19 protein-coding genes and 1 tRNA gene are annotated in these 20,256 nt (G+C 48.1%); 4 read left to right on the top strand and 16 right to left on the bottom strand.

Features of this window, described 5'->3' with window-relative positions; genetic code table 11:
* Positions 1 to 84: 84 nt before the first annotated feature.
* The 13 genes from H9Q79_RS16190 to H9Q79_RS16130 all read right to left on the bottom strand — a co-directional run bounded on the left by H9Q79_RS16190 (position 85) and on the right by H9Q79_RS16130 (position 12,452).
* A complete protein-coding gene (locus tag H9Q79_RS16190; RefSeq protein ID WP_118644894.1) occupies positions 85 to 408 on the bottom strand; it encodes a TfoX/Sxy family protein in 324 nt (107 codons plus the stop codon).
* 149 nt (positions 409 to 557) lie between these two features.
* Positions 558 to 1,079 (bottom strand): nitroreductase family protein, encoded by a 522-nt coding sequence (locus H9Q79_RS16185; protein WP_249328737.1) that lies wholly within the window; start codon positions 1,077 to 1,079, stop codon positions 558 to 560.
* 126 nt (positions 1,080 to 1,205) lie between these two features.
* Positions 1,206 to 1,355 carry a helix-turn-helix transcriptional regulator gene (locus tag H9Q79_RS18420; protein WP_330596838.1) on the bottom strand — a complete coding sequence of 50 codons (150 nt, stop codon included), beginning with the start codon at positions 1,353 to 1,355 and terminating at the stop codon, positions 1,206 to 1,208.
* Between the two features lie 289 nt (positions 1,356 to 1,644).
* Entirely contained in the window at positions 1,645 to 2,838 is a 1,194-nt protein-coding gene (gene tuf / locus H9Q79_RS16175) for an elongation factor Tu (protein WP_118644900.1), read from the bottom strand.
* A gap of 125 nt (positions 2,839 to 2,963) precedes the next feature.
* Entirely contained in the window at positions 2,964 to 5,081 is a 2,118-nt protein-coding gene (fusA, locus tag H9Q79_RS16170) for an elongation factor G (protein WP_118644903.1), read from the bottom strand.
* 14 nt (positions 5,082 to 5,095) lie between these two features.
* Positions 5,096 to 5,566, bottom strand: coding sequence for a 30S ribosomal protein S7 (gene rpsG, locus H9Q79_RS16165; protein WP_249328736.1), 471 nt, complete (start codon positions 5,564 to 5,566; stop codon positions 5,096 to 5,098).
* Positions 5,567 to 5,759: 193 nt separating this feature from the next.
* Positions 5,760 to 6,173 (bottom strand): 30S ribosomal protein S12, encoded by a 414-nt coding sequence (gene rpsL / locus H9Q79_RS16160; protein WP_118644909.1) that lies wholly within the window; start codon positions 6,171 to 6,173, stop codon positions 5,760 to 5,762.
* A 192-nt stretch (positions 6,174 to 6,365) separates the two neighbouring features.
* Positions 6,366 to 6,439: transfer RNA gene (locus H9Q79_RS16155), tRNA-Pro, on the bottom strand.
* 132 nt (positions 6,440 to 6,571) lie between these two features.
* Positions 6,572 to 7,801 carry a PcsB-like coiled-coil domain-containing protein gene (locus H9Q79_RS16150; protein ID WP_118644912.1) on the bottom strand — a complete coding sequence of 410 codons (1,230 nt, stop codon included), beginning with the start codon at positions 7,799 to 7,801 and terminating at the stop codon, positions 6,572 to 6,574.
* A gap of 215 nt (positions 7,802 to 8,016) precedes the next feature.
* The gene (locus H9Q79_RS16145; protein ID WP_249328735.1) at positions 8,017 to 9,456 is read right to left on the bottom strand and encodes an RsmB/NOP family class I SAM-dependent RNA methyltransferase; all 1,440 of its coding nucleotides are present in this window, start codon (positions 9,454 to 9,456) and stop codon (positions 8,017 to 8,019) included.
* Positions 9,457 to 9,754: 298 nt separating this feature from the next.
* Positions 9,755 to 10,033 carry a septation regulator SpoVG gene (gene spoVG, locus H9Q79_RS16140; protein WP_118644918.1) on the bottom strand — a complete coding sequence of 93 codons (279 nt, stop codon included), beginning with the start codon at positions 10,031 to 10,033 and terminating at the stop codon, positions 9,755 to 9,757.
* 29 nt (positions 10,034 to 10,062) lie between these two features.
* Positions 10,063 to 11,178: a glucose-1-phosphate adenylyltransferase subunit GlgD gene (gene glgD / locus H9Q79_RS16135; RefSeq protein WP_118644921.1), complete on the bottom strand. Its 1,116-nt coding sequence runs from the start codon at positions 11,176 to 11,178 to the stop codon at positions 10,063 to 10,065.
* Between the two features lie 2 nt (positions 11,179 to 11,180).
* A complete protein-coding gene (locus H9Q79_RS16130) occupies positions 11,181 to 12,452 on the bottom strand; it encodes a glucose-1-phosphate adenylyltransferase (protein ID WP_249328734.1) in 1,272 nt (423 codons plus the stop codon).
* Between the two features lie 365 nt (positions 12,453 to 12,817).
* Between H9Q79_RS16130 and murC the strand changes: the two genes are divergently transcribed.
* The 4 genes from murC to H9Q79_RS16110 all read left to right on the top strand — a co-directional run bounded on the left by murC (position 12,818) and on the right by H9Q79_RS16110 (position 17,923).
* Complete coding sequence (gene murC / locus H9Q79_RS16125) at positions 12,818 to 14,197, top strand: UDP-N-acetylmuramate--L-alanine ligase (RefSeq protein ID WP_249328733.1); 1,380 nt, start codon at positions 12,818 to 12,820, stop codon at positions 14,195 to 14,197.
* 367 nt (positions 14,198 to 14,564) lie between these two features.
* Positions 14,565 to 15,725, top strand: coding sequence for a DnaD domain protein (locus tag H9Q79_RS16120; protein WP_118644930.1), 1,161 nt, complete (start codon positions 14,565 to 14,567; stop codon positions 15,723 to 15,725).
* Between the two features lie 22 nt (positions 15,726 to 15,747).
* Positions 15,748 to 16,755, top strand: coding sequence for an ATP-binding protein (locus H9Q79_RS16115; RefSeq protein WP_118644933.1), 1,008 nt, complete (start codon positions 15,748 to 15,750; stop codon positions 16,753 to 16,755).
* A complete protein-coding gene (locus H9Q79_RS16110; RefSeq protein WP_249328732.1) occupies positions 16,739 to 17,923 on the top strand; it encodes a ribose-phosphate pyrophosphokinase in 1,185 nt (394 codons plus the stop codon). Before H9Q79_RS16115 ends, H9Q79_RS16110 begins: the two co-directional genes overlap by 17 nt.
* A 58-nt stretch (positions 17,924 to 17,981) precedes the next feature.
* Here the strand turns inward: H9Q79_RS16110 and H9Q79_RS16105 are convergent, their stop codons facing one another.
* From H9Q79_RS16105 to pfkB, 3 genes are read right to left on the bottom strand one after another with little or no spacing between them, the layout of a single operon-like run.
* The gene (locus tag H9Q79_RS16105) at positions 17,982 to 18,344 is read right to left on the bottom strand and encodes a hypothetical protein (RefSeq protein ID WP_249328731.1); all 363 of its coding nucleotides are present in this window, start codon (positions 18,342 to 18,344) and stop codon (positions 17,982 to 17,984) included.
* Between the two features lie 49 nt (positions 18,345 to 18,393).
* Entirely contained in the window at positions 18,394 to 19,335 is a 942-nt protein-coding gene (locus tag H9Q79_RS16100; protein ID WP_249328730.1) for an ROK family protein, read from the bottom strand.
* Complete coding sequence (gene pfkB, locus H9Q79_RS16095; protein ID WP_249328729.1) at positions 19,332 to 20,252, bottom strand: 1-phosphofructokinase; 921 nt, start codon at positions 20,250 to 20,252, stop codon at positions 19,332 to 19,334. Before pfkB ends, H9Q79_RS16100 begins: the two co-directional genes overlap by 4 nt.
* Between the last annotated feature and the right edge of the window lie 4 nt (positions 20,253 to 20,256).

Raw genomic sequence — 20,256 nt, 5'->3', positions numbered from 1 at the left:
TATCTTCCAAGTATAAAGCATGCCCTTCTCTGGTACAAGAGCTTTTACACAACCGACAGTATTTCCGCATAAAAGACAGATACCTTAGGGAAAAACTTTTCTCGGCCTCTGCTCTGGCAGCTCACTCACCATCGCTTCAAATAACCCAGCCAAGTATTCCGCATTATCTATTTCATCAACAAGCAGCATAGCTTTTGCCCCTTCATAGGGAAATTCATAAGAAACTTTCTTCATATAGGAAATCGCAGATTTAACCGGCTTAACAAGCAATCTGTTATCATATATCCCGCCTGCTATTTTACCATGATAATAGATAATGTACTCACCCATCATTGCCCTGTATGTTATATCTTCCAAACCCGATAATTGTCCCAGAATAAACTGCAAATACTCCCGATCAGATGCCATTCGCATACCTCCTGTAAGATGATTGTCCACGCCTTGTTCTATGCTTTCAAAAAAGAGCAGTTAAAATTCATTTCCCTGTGTGCAACCTGTATTCATTTTTATATTGCATACTAAAAATACAGGCAAATCCCAGAGATACCATAATGCTTTTAATATATTTCTTTATGAACTCTTTCCGTTTTTATCTCATTCAAAGTATGTGCCGGCAGCCTCTCTTCCGGATAACCCACAGCAATTATGTTCAAAATGGCCATATGCTTTGGTACTCCAAGAAGTTCACGCACATATTCTTCGCTGCTCTTACCCTGGTTGGATTCTCTCAGGCGAATTTGTACCCAACAGGACCCCAATCCTAAGCTCTCTGCCTCCAACTGCATGATGGCAGAGGCAATGGAACCATCTTCAATCCAGGTATCGGACTTCTCTGTATTGCATAATACTGCGATAGCCAGGGGCGCCTGGGGCAAAAATGGCTGATTAGGCTTCCGGCAATCACCGAGCTTTTGCAGCGTCTCTTTATCCTCAATGGTAATAAATTCCCACGGACATGCGTTTTTCCCAGAGGGTGAAAGCTGTGCCGATAGGAGAATTTTCTCTATCTTATCTGTCTCCACTGTCTTTTGCTGAAACTTACGGCAGCTTCTTCTTTTCATCAATAGATCTAACATCATATTCTCCTCACTTTCCACTTTTCCGGCCATTCCATACCTTGAACAGAATGTCCTTTAACACTAAAACTGCGTCTTGTTCCCCGTACCCATAAGCTTCTTTTAACTCATCTAACATCAGACCTAATCTCACCCCGAAATTGGTAATATTGACTTCATCCTGATATCCGTTTCCCACTTAGAAATAGTTTGCCTGCTGACGCCCAGTTTTTCTGCCACATCTTCCTGCGACAATCCGCTTTTCTTCCTCGCCTGAAATAGACTGTTCCCTAAATTCATGGTAATCCTCCTTATCTGCGCCGATATTATCATTATAAATCCTGATAAAGACAAAATCCACCAACCATATTTACCATTTCAGCCCGTTTTTCTAACATGCAGCAATCCTGCCAATTATATCTGCAGCTTATGCTCCCAGGCGCTATATACCACACCACCCTCGTTTTTCCGGCTTGTACTTCTTTATCCTATTACAGCTTTAGCAATTATTTACAGGATCAATATTATACTGACAGAAAAAGGCTTCCAGGAAAAACCTGGAAGCCTTGATTCTCAGTATTTATTGGTATTACTCGATGATCGTAGCAACACGGCCTGATCCAACAGTACGTCCACCTTCACGGATAGCGAAAGTAAGACCTTGCTCCATAGCGATCGGATGAATCAGTTCGATGGTCATCTCTACGTTATCGCCAGGCATGCACATCTCAGTACCTTCCGGCAGGTTAATAACACCTGTTACGTCGGTTGTACGGAAATAGAACTGCGGTCTGTAGTTGTTGAAGAAAGGTGTATGACGTCCACCCTCATCTTTGGTCAGTACGTATACCTGAGCCGTAAACTTCTTATGGCAGGTTACAGTACCCGGTTTTGCAAGAACCTGTCCTCTTTCAATTTCGGTTCTCTGAACGCCACGAAGCAGCGCGCCGATGTTATCACCAGCCTGTGCCTCATCCAGCAGCTTACGGAACATCTCGATACCGGTTACAACAGTCTTACGAGTCTCTTCCTTGATACCAACGATCTCAACTTCTTCGTTCAGATGCAGAATACCACGCTCTACTCTACCGGTGGCAACAGTACCACGTCCGGTGATGGTGAATACATCCTCTACAGGCATCAGGAACGGCTTGTCAGTGTCACGCTGCGGATCCGGAACCCACTCGTCAACAGCCTTCATCAGCTCAAGAATCTTATCGCCCCACTCGCTGTTGGGATCTTCCAGAGCCTTCAGAGCGGAACCCTGAATGATCGGGGTGTCATCTCCCGGGAAATCATACTCGTTCAGCAGCTCACGGATCTCCATGTCTACCAGCTCGAGCAGCTCTTCGTCATCAACCATGTCACATTTGTTCATGAATACAACGATATAGGGAACACCTACCTGACGGGACAGCAGGATGTGCTCTTTCGTCTGAGCCATAACACCATCGGTAGCGGCTACAACCAGGATAGCACCATCCATCTGTGCAGCGCCGGTGATCATGTTCTTAACGTAATCGGCATGTCCTGGGCAGTCAACGTGTGCGTAATGTCTGTTCTCGGTCTCATACTCAACATGAGCGGTAGAGATCGTGATTCCACGCTCTCTCTCTTCCGGAGCCTTATCAATGTTATCAAATGCAACTGCCTGGCCCAGGCCCAGTCTTACGTTCAGGGTCTTGGTGATAGCTGCGGTCAAAGTGGTTTTGCCATGGTCTACGTGACCGATGGTACCAATGTTACAATGCGGTTTTGATCTTTCAAACTTAGCTTTTGCCATTTTTAAATGTCCTCCTTATAAATCTTCAGCCCCGTGGGCTTTTCATGATTTTTATTTTCGTTTTCGTGAAACCTGCTAAGGTAGATTATATTGCATTTTTGCCCTTATTGCAAGTGAAATCTGGATTATTTGCCCTTCTCAGAAAGAACTTTTTCCTGTACAGATTTCGGAACCTGCTCGTATCTTTCAAAGAACATCGAGTAGTTTCCACGTCCCTGAGTTCTGGAACGGAGGTCGGTCGCATAGCCGAACATCTCTGCCAGCGGAACGAATCCACGGATCATCTTTCCTCCGCCGATATCATCCATGCCCTCGATACGTCCGCGGCGGGAGTTGATATCGCCGATTACATCACCCATGTAATCCTCCGGTGTGGACACCTCCACCTTCATGATGGGCTCCAGCAGTACCGGGGAGGCTTTGGACATCGCGTCTTTAAATGCCAGAGATCCGGCAATGTGGAATGCCATTTCTGAAGAGTCGACTTCATGGTAGGAGCCGTCATATACATTGGCATGAACGCCTACTACCGGGAATCCACCCAGGATACCGGCCTTCATTGCATCCTCGATACCTTCGCCGACCGCCGGGATATACTCCTTCGGAATCGCACCGCCGACAACCGTGGATTCAAACTTATAGGTCTCTTCCGCATTCGCATCCATGGGTTCAAATTTAACCTTACAATGGCCGTACTGTCCACGTCCGCCGGACTGTTTCGCGTACTTGCTGTCCACGTCCACAGATTTGGTGATGGTCTCTTTATAGGCTACCTGCGGTGCGCCTACATTAGCCTCCACGTGGAACTCACGGAGCAGACGATCTACGATAATCTCCAGATGCAGTTCACCCATACCTGCGATAATGGTCTGCCCGGTTTCTTTATTCGTGTGCGCACGGAAGGTAGGATCTTCTTCTGCCAGCTTGGCAAGCGCTTCACCCAGCTTGCCCTGTCCAGCTTTCGTCTTTGGCTCGATCGCCAGCTCAATAACCGGCTCCGGGAACTCCATGGACTCCAGGATCACAGGATGCTGGTCATCACAGATCGTATCACCTGTCGTGGAGAATTTGAAACCGATCGCTGCAGCGATATCACCGGAATACACTTTGTCAAGCTCCATCCTCTTGTTGGCGTGCATCTGAAGAATACGTCCCACACGTTCTTTCTTGCCCTTGGTGGCATTCAGCACATAGGAGCCTGCGTTCATGCTTCCGGAATATACCCGGAAGTATGCCAGCTTACCAACAAACGGGTCAGTCATGATCTTAAATACCAGCGCGGAGAACGGCTCATCATCAGATGAGTGCCTCAGCACTTCATTGCCTTCCATATCTTTACCGTCAATGGGCGGAATATCAACAGGGGACGGCATATATTCAACGATTGCGTCCAGAAGCTTCTGAACGCCTTTATTCCTGTAGGCAGTTCCGCAGCACACAGGAACGGCTGCGCATTCGCAGGTCGCTTTACGGAGAACAGCTTTCATCTCATCCACTGACGGAATGTCGTCTTCCAGATAACGCATCATCAGATCGTCATCCAGCTCGCAGACCTTTTCAATCAGCTCTGTATGATACAGCTCCGCATCATCCTGCATGTCTTCAGGAATATCAACAATGGAAATATCCTCGCCTTTGTCATCATTATAGATATAAGCTTTCATCTCAAACAGGTCGATGATTCCCTGGAATTCATCTTCCTTGCCGATGGGCAGCTGAAGAATGATCGCATTCTTGCCTAATCTGGTTCTGATCTGGTCAACGGCTCCATAGAAGTTTGCTCCCAGGATATCCATCTTGTTGATGAATGCCATACGCGGTACGTTGTAGGTATCCGCCTGACGCCATACGTTCTCAGACTGAGGTTCAACTCCACCCTTCGCACAGAACACGCCGACAGCGCCGTCCAGCACACGCAGAGAACGCTCCACCTCTACGGTAAAGTCAACGTGTCCAGGAGTATCAATGATATTGATACGGTGCTCCAGAGCTCCCGGTTTATTCATGCAGTTTTCCTGCAGTGTCCAGTGACAGGTTGTAGCGGCTGAAGTAATGGTAATACCACGCTCCTGCTCCTGTTCCATCCAGTCCATGGTGGCAGTTCCTTCGTGAGTATCTCCAATTTTGTAGTTAACACCGGTATAGTACAGGATACGTTCGGTAAGAGTTGTCTTACCCGCATCGATATGTGCCATAATACCAATGTTTCTGGTTCTCTCTAATGGATATTCTCTTCCAGCCAACGGGTTTTCCTCCTTTAGAATCGATAATGAGCAAATGCCTTATTAGCCTCTGCCATCTTATGCATGTCTTCTTTCTTCTTTACAGATGCGCCTGTGTTGTTCATGGCATCCATAAGCTCATTAGCCAGTCTGTCTTCCATTGTCTTCTCGCCTCTCTTGCGGGAGTACAGGGTAATCCAGCGAAGCGCCAGCGCCTGGCGTCTCTCCGGTCTGACCTCGATGGGCACCTGATAGGTGGCACCGCCGATACGTCTTGCTTTTACTTCCAGAACCGGCATAATATTGTTCATTGCTTCTTCAAATATTTCCAGAGCCGGCTTTCCGGCTTTTTCTTCAACTTTAGCAAATGCTCCGTATACAATCTTCTGGGCTACACCCTTCTTACCGTCTAACATGATGTTATTGATAAGCTTGGTAACCACTTTATTGTTATAGATCGGATCTGCTAAAACATCTCTCTTCTGAGTATGTCCTTTACGTGGCACGTTACTTCCCTCCTTAATCATAATGCGATTAGATCTCAGGTACTCACACTGATATGGTACACGAATGTGTCTGCGCCGGTAAATTCTCTATCAACCTGCAGCCGTTCAGGTTCGGAATAACCGTCTTAACATTAACCATAATCTGTGATACAACTCTAATCAGTCTCCATGCGGCAAATTTCACAGCCGCGGATTATTTTTTCGGTCTCTTGGCGCCGTATTTGGAACGAGCCTGTTTTCTGTTCGCTACTCCTGCGGTATCCAGGGTTCCACGGATGATGTGGTATCTGGTACCGGGCAGGTCCTTAACTCTTCCTCCACGGATCAGCACCACGCTGTGCTCCTGAAGGTTGTGGCCTTCTCCTGGAATATAGCTGGTAACTTCGATACCATTGGAAAGACGAACCCTGGCAATCTTTCTAAGAGCTGAGTTAGGCTTCTTAGGAGTTGCTGTCTTAACTGCGGTACATACGCCTCGCTTCTGCGGTGAGGACATATCTGTTGATTTTTTCTTCAGAGAATTGAAGCTTTTCTGAAGAGCCGGTGCTGTGGACTTTTTAACGGAAGTCTCACGGCCTTTTCTAACTAACTGGTTAAATGTTGGCATTCCTTTCACCTCCTGATAATTTTGGGTTACGGCTGCTGTAAATCGTTATAAAAACGCGCATAAAAACAACTGCATTTTCATGCACGCTTGAACATTATAGCTTCTGCGCTGTAAAAAGTCAAGGGAAAACCTGTGAAATCCCTGTAAAACCGCAAAAAAAGAGTATCTTCCAAATCAGAAAATACTCTTCCGTCGAAGCGACGGGATTCGAACCCACGACCTCTGCGTCCCGAACGCAGCGCTCTACCAAACTGAGCCACGCTTCGATTGCTCTCAATATCAGCAAAAGTTATTATATTAGAATTTCGTAAAAATGTCAACACTTAAATACAAATTCTTTCTAACTTTGTAAAGATATTGAAAAGGTGCCTCAGGCCTCCCCAAGGCACCTTCCTGTATCAGCCAACCTGGTAGACGTCTGCATACTGCAGTCCAAATGCCAAGGCATCTGAATGATTGGAGAAATAAACATCTACATGTCCATAAGCGGTTCCACGGTCCTGAACTGTATACACATGGCCGTTAATGGATAGCTTCGTGCCGAACGGCACTCCTCCCATGGCAACTGTCACACCCTGCTCTGCTTTCGCCCCGCTGGCCGTTGTTCCTGCATATTCAGCCCACTTGCCGCAGCATATGGAACAGGAGCAATATGCGGTCAGTTTAAATCTTCCGAGATAGGTCCCGCCGCCGGAATTGCTGCCATCCTCTTGTTCCGGCTCTGAGGGTGCCGGAGACGCTTCGTTCCCTGATGAACCGGATGAAGAGCTGCTTCCTGATGAACTGCCTCCCGAAGAGCTGTTATTGGATACCGCTGCCTGCTGAGCCGCCTGCCTTGCTGCTTCCTCTGCCTGTGCCTTCTGCTGGGCTGCCACTTCTTCTTCCTTAGCCTGGATCAGAAGCTGATTCAGAGCATCCTCCTGCTTCTGTATCTGCGCCACCAGACTGGCCTGTTCGCCCTGGGCTCCTTCCAGGTCTTCTGTATAATCTCTTATTTCATTATATGTAGCTTCGTAAAGGGCCTGCACCTGCTCCTGCTTGTCCGCACTTTCTTCCTGAAGTTTGCGGATCGCTTCCTGCTCGTCCTTTACCTGCTGCTCCTTCGCCGCTACCTCTTCCTTAGTCTCTTGGTAGGTAGTGAGCATTTCCCGGTCGTACTTATTGATCGAGGACATCGTGTCTGCCCGGTTCAGAAAATCCGTAAAACTTTCTGCCGAAAACAGTGCTTCCAGAGCACCTGTACTGGTTGAATGCTCGTACATGTACTGGATACGGAGCTTCATATCCTCGTACTGTTTTTCTTCCTGGGCCTTTGCTTCTTCCAGCTCAGCCTGTACCTCTTCCAGCTCAGACTGCTTATCATTGTAATCCTGCTGGAGCTGCTGAAGGCTCAATGTCAAATCGGACAACTGTTGGTTCAGTTCTGACAAATACGCTTCCGACTCACCTTTTTTAGATTCCAGCGCCTCAATTCTCGCTTCTGTGGTCTGCAATTCAGCTTCCGTCTGCTGCTTCTCCTGCTGTGTCTCTCCAATCTGTTCCTGAGTGGTTGCACCATAGCAGGGCAATACATTCGCCACGACTAAGAATGCGGCCAGAATCCCGTAGAATCTTTTCCTATTTTTCATCTCTTACACCTCATGTTACCCCTCGCCCTCCCTGGCTCTTCACTTCCAGAAAAGACTTGCACCAGAGTCTCTGACAGATCCTCTGCTCCCCGTGCTTTTTTGATTATACCACAGAGTCTTAAAAAATGAAAGCATTTTTTAATTATTTGTAACATAAACGTAATATTTTGTCGCTTTTTTGTATCACTTTTGAATCATTTTATACAAGATATAGCTTAATTTTTTCTCCAGCTACACAAGTACTTGTTCTTTAACACCCCATTTGACAATTTCCCCCAGCCCAAAGAAAATTTATCGACACAGACTAAATTCCACCCATTTTTACATTTCTCACCCACTTTTATGTCAAAAACAGTCTCTCCCCGCAGATACATTTCCACCTGTTCACTTTCTGCTCCAAAGCTCAGCACTTTAGAGTAACATTCCGGAGACAGATACATGGCATAAGCCTCCGACGGTTCAAATCTTCCTTTCTTAAACTCTCCCAGATACAGACCGTTTCTCAAAAATCTGATCCCCTTGACAGAATCCGGCATTTCCGGGACCAGGTACGCTTTTCCCCCTCTGCTTTCCACCCGGCCGCAGGGAAGCTGTGCCCCTCCTTCCCGCAAAAATGCTTCCAGATGCTTCTTTTCCTCTGCTTCCAATTTTCCCTCTGCCTTCGGCTGCTCCTTCTTCTTCCGTTTCACCCTGTTCTGCTGCTTTTCCTCCTGCTGTTCCAGCCTCTTCCGTTCATCTTCACTGCCCGCCGTCCGTTTTCTCAGAAGCGCCATGAAATGTCCCTCTCCGTTCATTCTGTGCGGCCAGATCCGGACACAGCAGGAAAGCGTCTCATTCCCGCCGCCCCATTCCGGTTTTCCCTCTGAAAAGCCTTCGTAAGGCTCCAGCTTCAGCAGTTCCAGCTCCGGGTTTTGCTCCAAAAGCCATCCTACGGTCCCTTCATTCTCCTCCGCCGAAAATGTACAGGTAGAATACAGCATAACCCCGCCCGGCCTCAACATTTCAACCGCGCTTTTGACAATCGACCGCTGCTGCTTCGCAAAGAAGTCCACGCGTTCACTGCTCCATGAACCAATCACATCCGGGTCCTTCCGAAACATCCCCTCCCCGGAGCACGGCGCATCCACCAGTATTTTATCAAAATACCCCGGAAAGCTCTCTGCCAGCCTCGCCGGGATTTCATTCGTTACAAAAATGTTGGCCGCCCCGAACAGCTCCAGATTGTGCAGCAATGCCCTGGCCCGTGAGTTGCTGATATCATTGGCCACTAGCACCCCTTTCCCCTTAAGCCTGGCCGCCAGCTCGGTCGCCTTCCCTCCCGGAGCCGCACACAGGTCCAAAACCCTGTCCCCCGGCTCCACCGAAAGGCGGCTGGCCGGGGTCATTGCACTAGGCTCCTGGAGATAATAGACCCCTGCCGCGTAATACGGATGCCTCGCCGGAAAAATCCCTTCTTTATAAAAGAATCCGTTCTTTATCCAGGGAATCCGTTCCACCGGAAACGGAGCCATCTCCCCAAACTCCTCCGGTGAAACCTTCAGCGTATTCACCCTCAGCCCATATTGACGCGGCATCTCATAGCTATCTATAAAATCCTGATACTCATCCCCCAGCATATTCCTCATCCTGTTCTTAAATTGCTCTGGTAAAACCATAACGGACCTCCTCGAACCATATTATACAAATCTCATTATAGCCCACTACCAAACTCCCCGGCAATCCCCCAAAAAATGGGGGGGCAAGGGGATGGATATACGGACGAAAAGCAGCGGGAAACCCTTTCGGCGAGCCTGGCTGAAGCGTTTTAGATGACCAGAAAGGCTGGGTATCCACCCCCCTCCTTCTCACCGCCCAATTGGAACCAATCTGAAAAAGACACCGCATTCTGCCGTCAAAACCTCCTCGGCCGCAAAATACGGTGTCCATACCTTCTTCAAAAATTATACAGTTTTTCTAAATGGCTTCTTCGACATCCTCTGCCATTGCCTGCTCATATTTGTCGAGAATGATCTTCTGAATTTTATCACGGGTAGCGGAATTGATCGGATGAGCAATATCCCGGTACTCCCCATCTGTGGCCTTTCGGCTGGGCATAGCTATGAACATGCCTTTTTCGCCCTCTATCACCTTGATATCATGAACTACAAATTCATCATCAATCGTGATGGATACCACCGCCTTCATCTTTCCCTCTTTTGCTACCTTGCGTACTCTGACATCTGTAATCTGCATAAAAACCTTATCCCCTTTCGCCTCATAAACTAGATTGCGTATCTTTCGTTTTTTTCTACTACAATCTTAATACCATCTTCCCCGCAATGATAAGAATTTGCCCGAATCGTATCACGGCTTTCAACAATACAGTTCTCAATATGCGTATTATCCCCCAGATAAACATTATTAAGAACGATAGAATTCTTGATCACGCAATTGTTGCCCACATAGACATCTTTAAAGATGACGGAGTTCTCTATCTGTCCATTGATGATACAGCCGCTGGCTATCAGGCTGTTCTTTACGCTGCTTCCGGGATTGTATTTTGCCGGGGGCAGGTCATCAATCTTAGAATAGACACCCGGATACTGGCTGAAGAAGTAATCTCTCACTTCAGGCTTCAGAAAATCCATATTTGTCTTATAATAGGATTCTACTGTTGCGATGTTGCTCCAGTAAGTATCTATCTTATATCCATAAATCCGTTTTAAATTCTTATAGCGGATAAAGATGTCTTTCACAAGATCATGACGGTCTTCCTGGGCGCACCGCTCCACAAGCTCAATTAGCTGGCGCCTTCGGATCACATAGATGCCGGTGGAGATCAGGTTAGAGCTTGAAACCATGGGTTTCTCCTCGAATTCCTCGATCCTGTAGTCTTCGTTCATCTTCAGGACGCCAAATCTGCTGGGATCGTCATCCCTGCATTCAGTACAGACGATCGTCACGTCAGCCCGCTTGGCGATATGATATTCCAGGACCTTATTATAGTCCATCTTATACACTCCATCTCCTGAAGCGATAATCACATAAGGTTCATGGCTGTTCTTCAGCCATTTCAGGTTCTGATAGATGGCGTCTGCCGTCCCCCGGTACCACCAGCTATTGTCAGCCGTAACCGTAGGGGTGAACACATACAGGCCTCCTTGCTTCCTTCCGAAATCCCACCACTTGGAAGACATCAGGTGTTCATTCAGAGATCTGGCGTTGTACTGTGTCAATACCGCCACCTTCTGTACATGAGAGTTGGTCATACTGCTCAGGGCAAAATCTATGCTGCGGTAGCTTCCCGCCACAGGCATGGCCGCAATGGCCCTCTTGTTGGATAACTCTCTCATCTTGCTGCTGTTGCCGCCAGCCAATATAATTCCCAGTGCTCTCATATCTATTCACCGTCCTTCTCAAGAAGTGCGCCGCCGCTGGGCAGCTCCCCATCCGGATAGTCCTCTGAACTGGTCTCTCCGGAAATTGCTGTGTTCTTGCCGACCTTCACGCCGTCAGGAATTACAGTATTTTCCCCGATTGTGACAAGGCCCCAGCTATAGATATTCGGTTTTTCCACATTAGGCACTTCCTCGCCGACACCAAGCTGAACATTTTTCCCGATTGTAACATTCTCGGCGATAATACTTTTATTAACCTGAGTTCCCTCTCCTACGTCACTGTGCCGCATGATAATAGAATCCCGGATGACTGCGCCTTTTTCAATTCGTACATCTGCCCCGATTACGGAGTTATGTACCTCACCGTATATTTCTGCGCCGTCACCAACTATGCAGCGGTCAATCACTGCTTCCGATGAAATATACTGGGGACGAATTACATCGCCCTTTGTATAGATCTTCCAGAACTCTTCATAGAGGTTAAATTCCGGTATGATATCAATCAGCTCCATATTGGCTTCCCAATAGGAACCCAGAGTCCCTACATCCTTCCAATAACCGTTAAACTCATAAGCGAAGAGCCGCATGCTATTATCCCGGCAGTATGGCAGGATATGCTTGCCGAAATCGCAGCCGGGCTGGTCCTTCAGGGCAGTCAGCGATTCCTTCAGCGCTTTCCAGCTGAAAATATAAATACCCATGGAGGCCAGATTGCTTCTGGGATGCTCCGGCTTCTCCTCAAACTCGGTGATTCTTCCATTCCCATCGGTGATCATGACCCCAAAGCGGCTGGCCTCTTCAATGGGAACCGGCATGCACGCAATGGTTACATCAGCCTTGTTGGCCTTGTGGTAATCCAGCATTACCTCATAATCCATCTTATATATATGGTCACCGGACAAGATTAGTACATAATCTGGATTATAGGTTTCCATGTATGCCATATTCTGAAAGATCGCGTTAGCTGTTCCGGTATACCACTCACTGCTTGTACTTTTTTCATAAGGCGGCAGAATCGTAACTCCGCCCACATTCCGGTCCAGATCCCACGGAATGCCGATTCCTATATGTGTATTTAGTCGCAAAGGCTGATATTGCGTCAAAACACCAACTGTATCAACTCCCGAATTAATACAGTTACTTAACGGAAAATCTATAATTCGGTATTTCCCGCCAAATGCCACGGCTGGTTTCGCCACCTTCGAAGTCAAAACTCCGAGCCTGCTGCCTTGTCCGCCTGCCAGCAACATAGCAATCATCTCTTTTTTTATCATGCGATCACCTCTTGTTGTATATGATAATTGATTATAGCATAGTTTCCAAAAATTGTGAACATTTTTAATATTTTTTATTAAAATATTTCTCCGATTTTATGACTTTTGCCCTATAATTTTTTTTGTTCGCCGCAGAAAATGAGAAATTTCTACAATATATTGTACAGTTTTTCGTTATTTTTTTCCTTCCTTTCATCTATTTTTTACAATTTCCGACTTTTTGTGATTCGATCTCAGATAAAGCGCTTTCTGCTTAAAACACCCCGGATTACAATTATTTTTCAGATTTACATTTATGACGGAAAAGGGTATAATCACCTTTGAGAATGATCTCACAAAATTTATACTATAATAAGGATGGAAACATGTATACCATTAATTTTGAAAAACCCATACACATTCATTTCATCGGAATCGGCGGCATCAGCATGAGCGGCCTGGCTGAGATCCTTCTGGAGGAAGGCTTCACCATCAGCGGCTCAGACTCCAGAGAAAGCGATCTGACCCGCCGTCTGGCCGATTCAGGCGCTCACATTATCTATGGGCAGTCTGCCGCAAATATTACTGATGATATTGATGTGGTCGTTTATACCGCAGCCATTCACCCGGATAACCCTGAATTCACATGCGCATCCGTTAAGGGCCTCCCCATGCTGACCCGCGCCCAGCTGCTCGGACAGATCATGAAGAATTATCAGATACCGATTGCCGTATCCGGCACCCATGGTAAAACAACCACCACTTCCATGGCTTCACACATCCTGATGGAAGCAGGCTGTGACCCCACTATATCAGTGGGAGGTATCCTCCCCTCGATAGGAGGCAATATCAGGGTAGGGCAGTCTGAGACATTTATCACAGAAGCCTGTGAATATACCAACAGCTTTCTGAGCTTCTTCCCGAAAATCAGCCTAATTCTAAATATTGATGCCGATCATCTGGATTTTTTCAAGGATATTGACGATATCCGGCACTCTTTCCGGGAATTTGCCAGACTTCTTCCTGAAGACGGCACTCTCATCATTAACGCCGACACCCCTTGCTACGAAACTATCACCAACGGACTGTCCTGCCAGGTTATCACCTATTCACTGAAGGCAGAAGCAGACTATACAGCCTGCGGGATTGAGTATGATGAATTCGGTCATCCCTCCTTCACCGCACTCTGTCATGGGGAACCGATAGGCAAGTTCTCCCTGCACATTCCGGGTATTCACAACGTATCCAATGCGCTGGCTTCTATCGCCCTGGCAACCCGGCTCGGCATCACTCCCGAACTGATACAGAAGGGGTTTTCCACATTCTACGGAACAGACCGGCGCTTCCAATATAAAGGAAAGGTCGGTGAAGTGACAATTATAGACGATTATGCCCATCACCCGACAGAGATCAGGGCCACTCTGAATGCCGCCCGGAATTATCCGCACAAAACTATCTGGTGCGTGTTCCAGCCTCACACCTACACCCGCACTAAGGCGCTGCTTCCGGAATTCGCAGAGGCACTGACACTGGCCGACAAAGTTGTGCTGGCAGATATTTACGCGGCGCGTGAAAAAAATACTATCGGAATTTCTTCCGCTGATCTGCAGTTAAAGATACAGGAGTCCGGTACAGAATGCCATTATTTTCCGACCTTTGACGAAATTGAAAATTTCTTATTAAAAAATTGTTCCCCAGGCGATTTGTTGATAACTATGGGCGCGGGAGACGTTGTAAAGATTGGAGAAACACTTCTCGGAAAATAGTTATCCACACTATCCACATGCTTATTCACAATTTAAAACGAATAAACATGTGGATTTTTTGTGTAAAACCAATTTACATAAGTTCTCTTGCAGATTTTGTTAAAAATCTGTAAAATACGGGCTTTTACGACATTATTTCTCGACAGGAACCGATCGGGGTATTTTTTCTCCACACTTTCCACATTTTTCACATTCTCCCCCCGAAATTCCCCTGAAAAAAATGGCTATTCTCTTTCCCAAAATACTGTGCTATACTTGGTATGCAGCAGGATTTCCACCGGCAGAAGGGCAAGACACGCATTCATACAGACTGCGGCTATGCCGCACTGCGGGAATACCCGGCGCAGATTGAGAAGAGGGTGTTTTTATGAGTTTTATATCCATTCAGGACAATCTCCTGTCATGTGTCTCCGTCATACCGGACGAATTTGTGGATACCTACATGCCCCAGGCCAATGGGGAATTTGTAAAAATATATCTTTATCTGCTGAGGATTACGCATAAGCCGGATGTGCATCCGACACTATCCTCTCTGGCAGATGTTTTTTCCTGCACAGAAAAAGACATTTTGAGAGCTCTGCGCTATTGGGAAAAGGCGGGATTGCTGGCCCTTTCCTTCGATGGCAGGAATCTGAGCGGAATCCGTTTTCTCTCCGCTGCTCCTGTGAAAACATCGGAACTCACGGCCAATGCAGCTTCCGGAACAGCCCAGCCGTCATCCGGAGGCCCTGTACCTTCCGGAACGCATTCCGCGAAAGCTTCAGAGATACCCGCAAAGACGGCGGATGGTCTCTCCCATGCGGAGTCTGTGCCCGCCGGAAAGGCTACCCAGACAGCGCGCCTGTCCAGCATAAGAGTCCGGGAACTGCAGAAAGAGAACGACGAAATACGACAGCTGCTTTTCCTGGCCGAGCAGTACATGGGCCGCACTTTAAGCCCTACAGATATCAGCAGAATACTGTATTTTTATGACGTTTTGCATTTCCCCATGGATTTGCTGGAATATTTAATAGAATACTGCGTTTCCAAAGGCAGCACCAGCCTCCACTACATAGAAAAAGTGGGCCTGGAATGGCACCAGGACGGCATCCGGACCGTTAAGATGGCAAAATCCCGCACGAACACCTGGAACAAGAATTATTACGCAATCTTAAAGGCATTTGGCATCCGGAACCGCAATCCGGTTCCTGCAGAGACAGAATGCATGGAGCGCTGGCTGAAGGAATACGGCTTCTCCATGGATATCATTATCGAGGCCTGTTCACGCACGGTCACCCAGACCGGACAGCCCAGCTTCCAATACGCAGAAGGCATTCTTTCCAGTTGGAAGAGGCAGGGCGTCCAAACACCGGAAGATATCCGCACCCTGGATGATAAGCACAAAGCCAGCCAGCACCAGAAGGCCTCCGCCGCATCCCGGCCGGCCAAGCCTGTCGCATCGAACCGGTTTAATAATTTTCACCAGAGGGATTACGATTACAAGCAGCTGGAAAAAGAGTTATTTGAAAAACAACTGATGGATCAGTAATCAGCAGCACGAAGGAGATACCATGCCACTGACGAATTCCCAATACGACGCGGTTCTGCGTCTCTATAATGAAAGGCAGCTCCGCAACAGGCGGGAACAGGACCGGCGCATCGCGAACGCCCGGCGAAGGATTCCCCGCCTCTCTGAAATAGACGGCGAGGTCGCTTCTCTCAGCCTGAAGAAAGCACGTATACTGCTCAACAAGAATTATGAAAAGGATTTTGACCTGCCCGCCGCTCTGAAAGAACTTTCCGAGGAGCGGAGGGTACTTTTGCTGTCCAATGGACTTCCGGAGGATTACCTGGAGCTTCACTATGACTGTGCCCTCTGTCAGGACACCGGGTTTATTCACGGACAGAAGTGTATCTGCTTCCGCCGCGCAGAAGTGGAACTTCTGTATTCCCAGTCCAATCTCCGGGAAGTCCTGGAGGAAGAGAATTTTCAAAATTTCTCATTGGATTACTATTCTGAGGATATTGTCAACGGCGACAGCGGGCTGACCTCCCGTCAGACGGCCGCCCTTGCCCTGAAGCATGCCGGGGAATTCGTGAAGGGATTTGTGAATTCCTTTGAAAATATCTGCTTTTATGGCGATACAGGCGTGGGAAAGACCTTTTTGTCCCATTGCATTGCCAGAGAACTGATAGAGCTGGGATACAGCGTCCTTTATCTCACTGCCTTCGATCTCTTCGAGCTGCTGGAGCAGAACAAGTTTTTCACCAGCGCCGAAACCCGGGAGGCTCACCATCACCTTTTCGACTGTGATTTGCTGATTATTGACGATCTGGGCACGGAGCTGACCAATACCTTCGTCTCTTCTCAGCTTTTTCTATGTATCAATGAAAGGATTCTGCAGAAAAAATCGACGATTATCTCTACGAATCTTTCGCTGGCGCAATTTGCCGAGACTTATTCAGAGCGGACCTTTTCCCGCATATTAAGTCACTACAAAATGATCCGGCTGTTCGGAAACGACATTCGCATACAAAAACAATTATCAGGAGGAAACAACCATGTCGCAGACAAATGAAAACTATTTCGAGACGCTCCCTGTAGGCAGGCTCGGAATCATACCCCTTGAAAGCTGTATGCCGCTGGGGCGGAAGGTAGACAACTACCTGGTCCAATGGCGTCAGGAACGGGAACATGAACACAAATCTACCCTGGCTTTTGACGGCTATGAGAGAGATTCCTACATCATCCCGTCCAGCGTACCACGTTTTGGGTCCGGAGAGGCAAAGGGGCGCATCAATGAATCTGTCCGCGGCGACGATATTTATATTCTGGTCGACGTCTGCAATTATTCACTCACCTACTCCCTCTGCGGGCATAAAAACCATATGTCCCCGGATGACCATTTCCAGGATCTGAAGCGCATCATCGCAGCCGTGGGCGGCAAAGCCCGCCGGGTCAATGTAATCATGCCCTTCCTCTATGAAAGCCGCCAGCACAAGCGCTCCGGCAGAGAATCCCTGGACTGCGCCCTGGCCCTGCAGGAACTGGTCAGCATGGGTGTTGAGAACATCATCACCTTTGACGCCCACGATCCGCGTGTCCAGAATGCCATACCGCTGAATGGTTTTGAGACTATACAGCCGGCTTACCAGTTTATCAAGAATATCCTCCGGAACGCTCCGGACATGAAGATCGATTCTGACCATCTGATGGTCATCAGCCCGGATGAGGGCGGCATGGGCCGGGCAATTTATATTGCCAATAACCTGGGCGTCGACATGGGCATGTTCTACAAACGCCGGGATTATTCTACCATCATTGACGGGCGCAATCCTATTGTAGCCCATGAATTCCTCGGAACCAATGTGGCCGGCAAGGATATGATCATCATTGACGATATGATCTCTTCCGGAGACAGCATGATCGAGGTAGCTAAGCTTCTGAAAGAACAGGATGCCCGCAATATTTATATGTGCTGTACATTTGGCCTGTTTACCAATGGTCTTGAGAAGTTTGACAAGGCATATGAAAAGGGCTATTTCACAAAGCTGGTGACCACCAATCTGGTATATCAGACTCCTGAGCTTCTTGAGAAGCCCTACTATATCAGCTGTGACATGAGCAAGTACATCGCTTTGATCATTGATACGCTCAACCACGACACATCCATCAGCAGCCTGTTAGACCCGGTAGAAAGAATCCAGAAGGTTCTGAGAAAGTTTCATAATCACGAAAAAATCTGATAATAAAAGAAAAGGCCCTGCCGGGGCCTTTCTTTTATTTCTCTGTTATCGCCGTTAGTTATGGTGCCGGAGTCGTCTCCGCTGCGCCGTCTGTACCTGCAGGAGCCTGGGTAGTGGTATCCCCGAGGTTCTCAACATTCTCTCCCATATCTTCCAGGCCTTCGCCCACTCCGTCCGTTACGCTGCCATCTGTGGTATTTCCGTCGGTTCCATCTACCGTATCGCCGCTTTCGTCCGGAAGATCCTTGGTATCGTTCTTGTTGTCGTCTTTCCTGTCTCCGTCCTCATCGTTGGTGGTACTTTCTGTATTTGGCTTGTTGGAATTATCGGTCGTATTCTTATCTTTGCCACAGGCAGTAATCACAACGCCGATTGCTACTACCATCAGCACACCCAGCATAATTTTCTTTACACACTTCATACTATGATCTCCTTTTTTCTGTATTATACTGGTAGTATTCCTGATTTCTTTAATTATATACAGTCATAAAATTTTTTACGAGATGATACAAGCCATACAACACAGAGTCTTCCGGATGTTCTGCCCTTTTAATCTCCACATGGCCGCAGCAGTCCCAGATGAATCTGTCAAGCCCTTCTGTCAGCATCTGATACAGGCCTCTGAAATTCATGATGGCGCCGCTCAGGACTACCAGCTCCGGGTCATAGGCATGGATCAGATTCAGGATGCCCGTTCTCCAGGCTTTTACGCATTTTTTTAATACGCTGACTGCCGTTTTGTCCTGCTTCAGATACCATTTTTCCAGTATCCGGAAATTAATTTCATCTTCGCCCGCAAGACCGCTGGCAATATATTCCGGCTGGCTGCGCACCAGCCTTTCCAGCGCCCAACCGGACGCCGTCGCTTCCAGACAGCCAGAATTGGGGCAGGTGCATTGATCGCCGTCCATATTAATAATAATATGAGAGGATAATGCTCCGGCCACATAATTCCGGCTGTTCAGAATTTTACCATCAAAGGCGACCGCCGTTCCCACGCCTGTACCCAGGATCAGCATAACCGCGTCTTTATAGCCCTGGCCGCAGCCGGAATTCAGTTCTCCCATGAGGGCCAGTTTTGAGTCCATCTCCATGACCATCGGAAGTCCGAAAGCTTCCCGGCACCACTGTTCCAGATCCAGCGATTTGCTGTCCTCATATTTATCATAGATCCCCAGGACCTTTTTCCGGACCGGGTCGACAATCCCGGGCATGGCAATTCCCACACCGGCATATTCCCTGAGCTCTTCCCCTTCCAGCATTCCCCTGACCGCCGCTTCCGTATCGGCAAGCCTCGGGGCCAGCCCTTTGTGGGAGTAAGCGGGAATGGTCCTTCTCTTCGATATTTTTCCATCCTGAAACAGCACCATTTTAATACTGCTTCCGCCAAAATCTATCGCTATACTTTTCATATTTTTAATTCCTCGATGACCACCTGTTCCATACAACCTGTGATTTCTTCTTCACCCGCAATCCCGAAAGAAAACGCAGTCGCTGTACCGGCTGCAGCGCCGGTGCGCAACGCCTCTCTGTAAGAGCCGCCAGTCAGATAGCCGGCCAGGAAGCCGGCCACCATGGAGTCGCCCGCTCCCACCGTGTTGCCTGCTTTCCCGGATATTCCTGCTGCATACAGGACTTCTCCCGGCTCCGTGAACAGACATGCCCCGTCCCTTCCCATGGATACCAGGACATTTCTCACCCCGGCTTTCTGCAGAGACCGTACACAGGCCGCCAGTTCATCCTTCGTCCTGATGGCAGCTCCACACAGCTCACTCAACTCATGGATGTTCGGTTTAATCAGAAACGGACGGTACTTTAGAGTCTGCAGCAGTTCTTCTCCCGTTGTATCCACCACAATACCGGCGCCACAACCGGAGATCCGTTCCAGAATATAGGCATAAGCACCGGATATCCTGCTGGGCACGCTGCCTGACAGAACCACAAAATCCTCCGGACCGGCAGACGCCAGCTGCCCGCAGAGCTGGTCCAGGTCCCTTTCCCGGATCCCAGGGCCTCCTCCATTTATCTCTGTTTCCTCTTCTGCGCTCACCTTCGTGTTGATTCTGGTAAACCCTCTGTCCAGGAACAGAAAACCGTGGTTCAGCCCGTTCTCCTGCAGCAACGCCTGATACGCCTTCCCCGTCGCTCCGGCCAGAAAGCCCAGCGCGACAGTCTCCATGCCAAGCCGCTCCAGAACCAGGGATACATTAACCCCTTTTCCGCCGGGAAAAATATACTCCCGGCAGGCCCGGTTGATATGGCCTTTCTGAAAGGCCTCCGTCTGTATGACGTTGTCAATGGCAGGATTCAGTGTCACTGTATAGATCATAATT

The sequence above is a fragment of the Wansuia hejianensis genome (assembly GCF_014337215.1).
Taxonomy (GTDB): Bacteria; Bacillota; Clostridia; order Lachnospirales; family Lachnospiraceae; genus Scatomonas; species Scatomonas hejianensis.
This window is presented reverse-complemented; position numbering and strand designations above follow the sequence as displayed.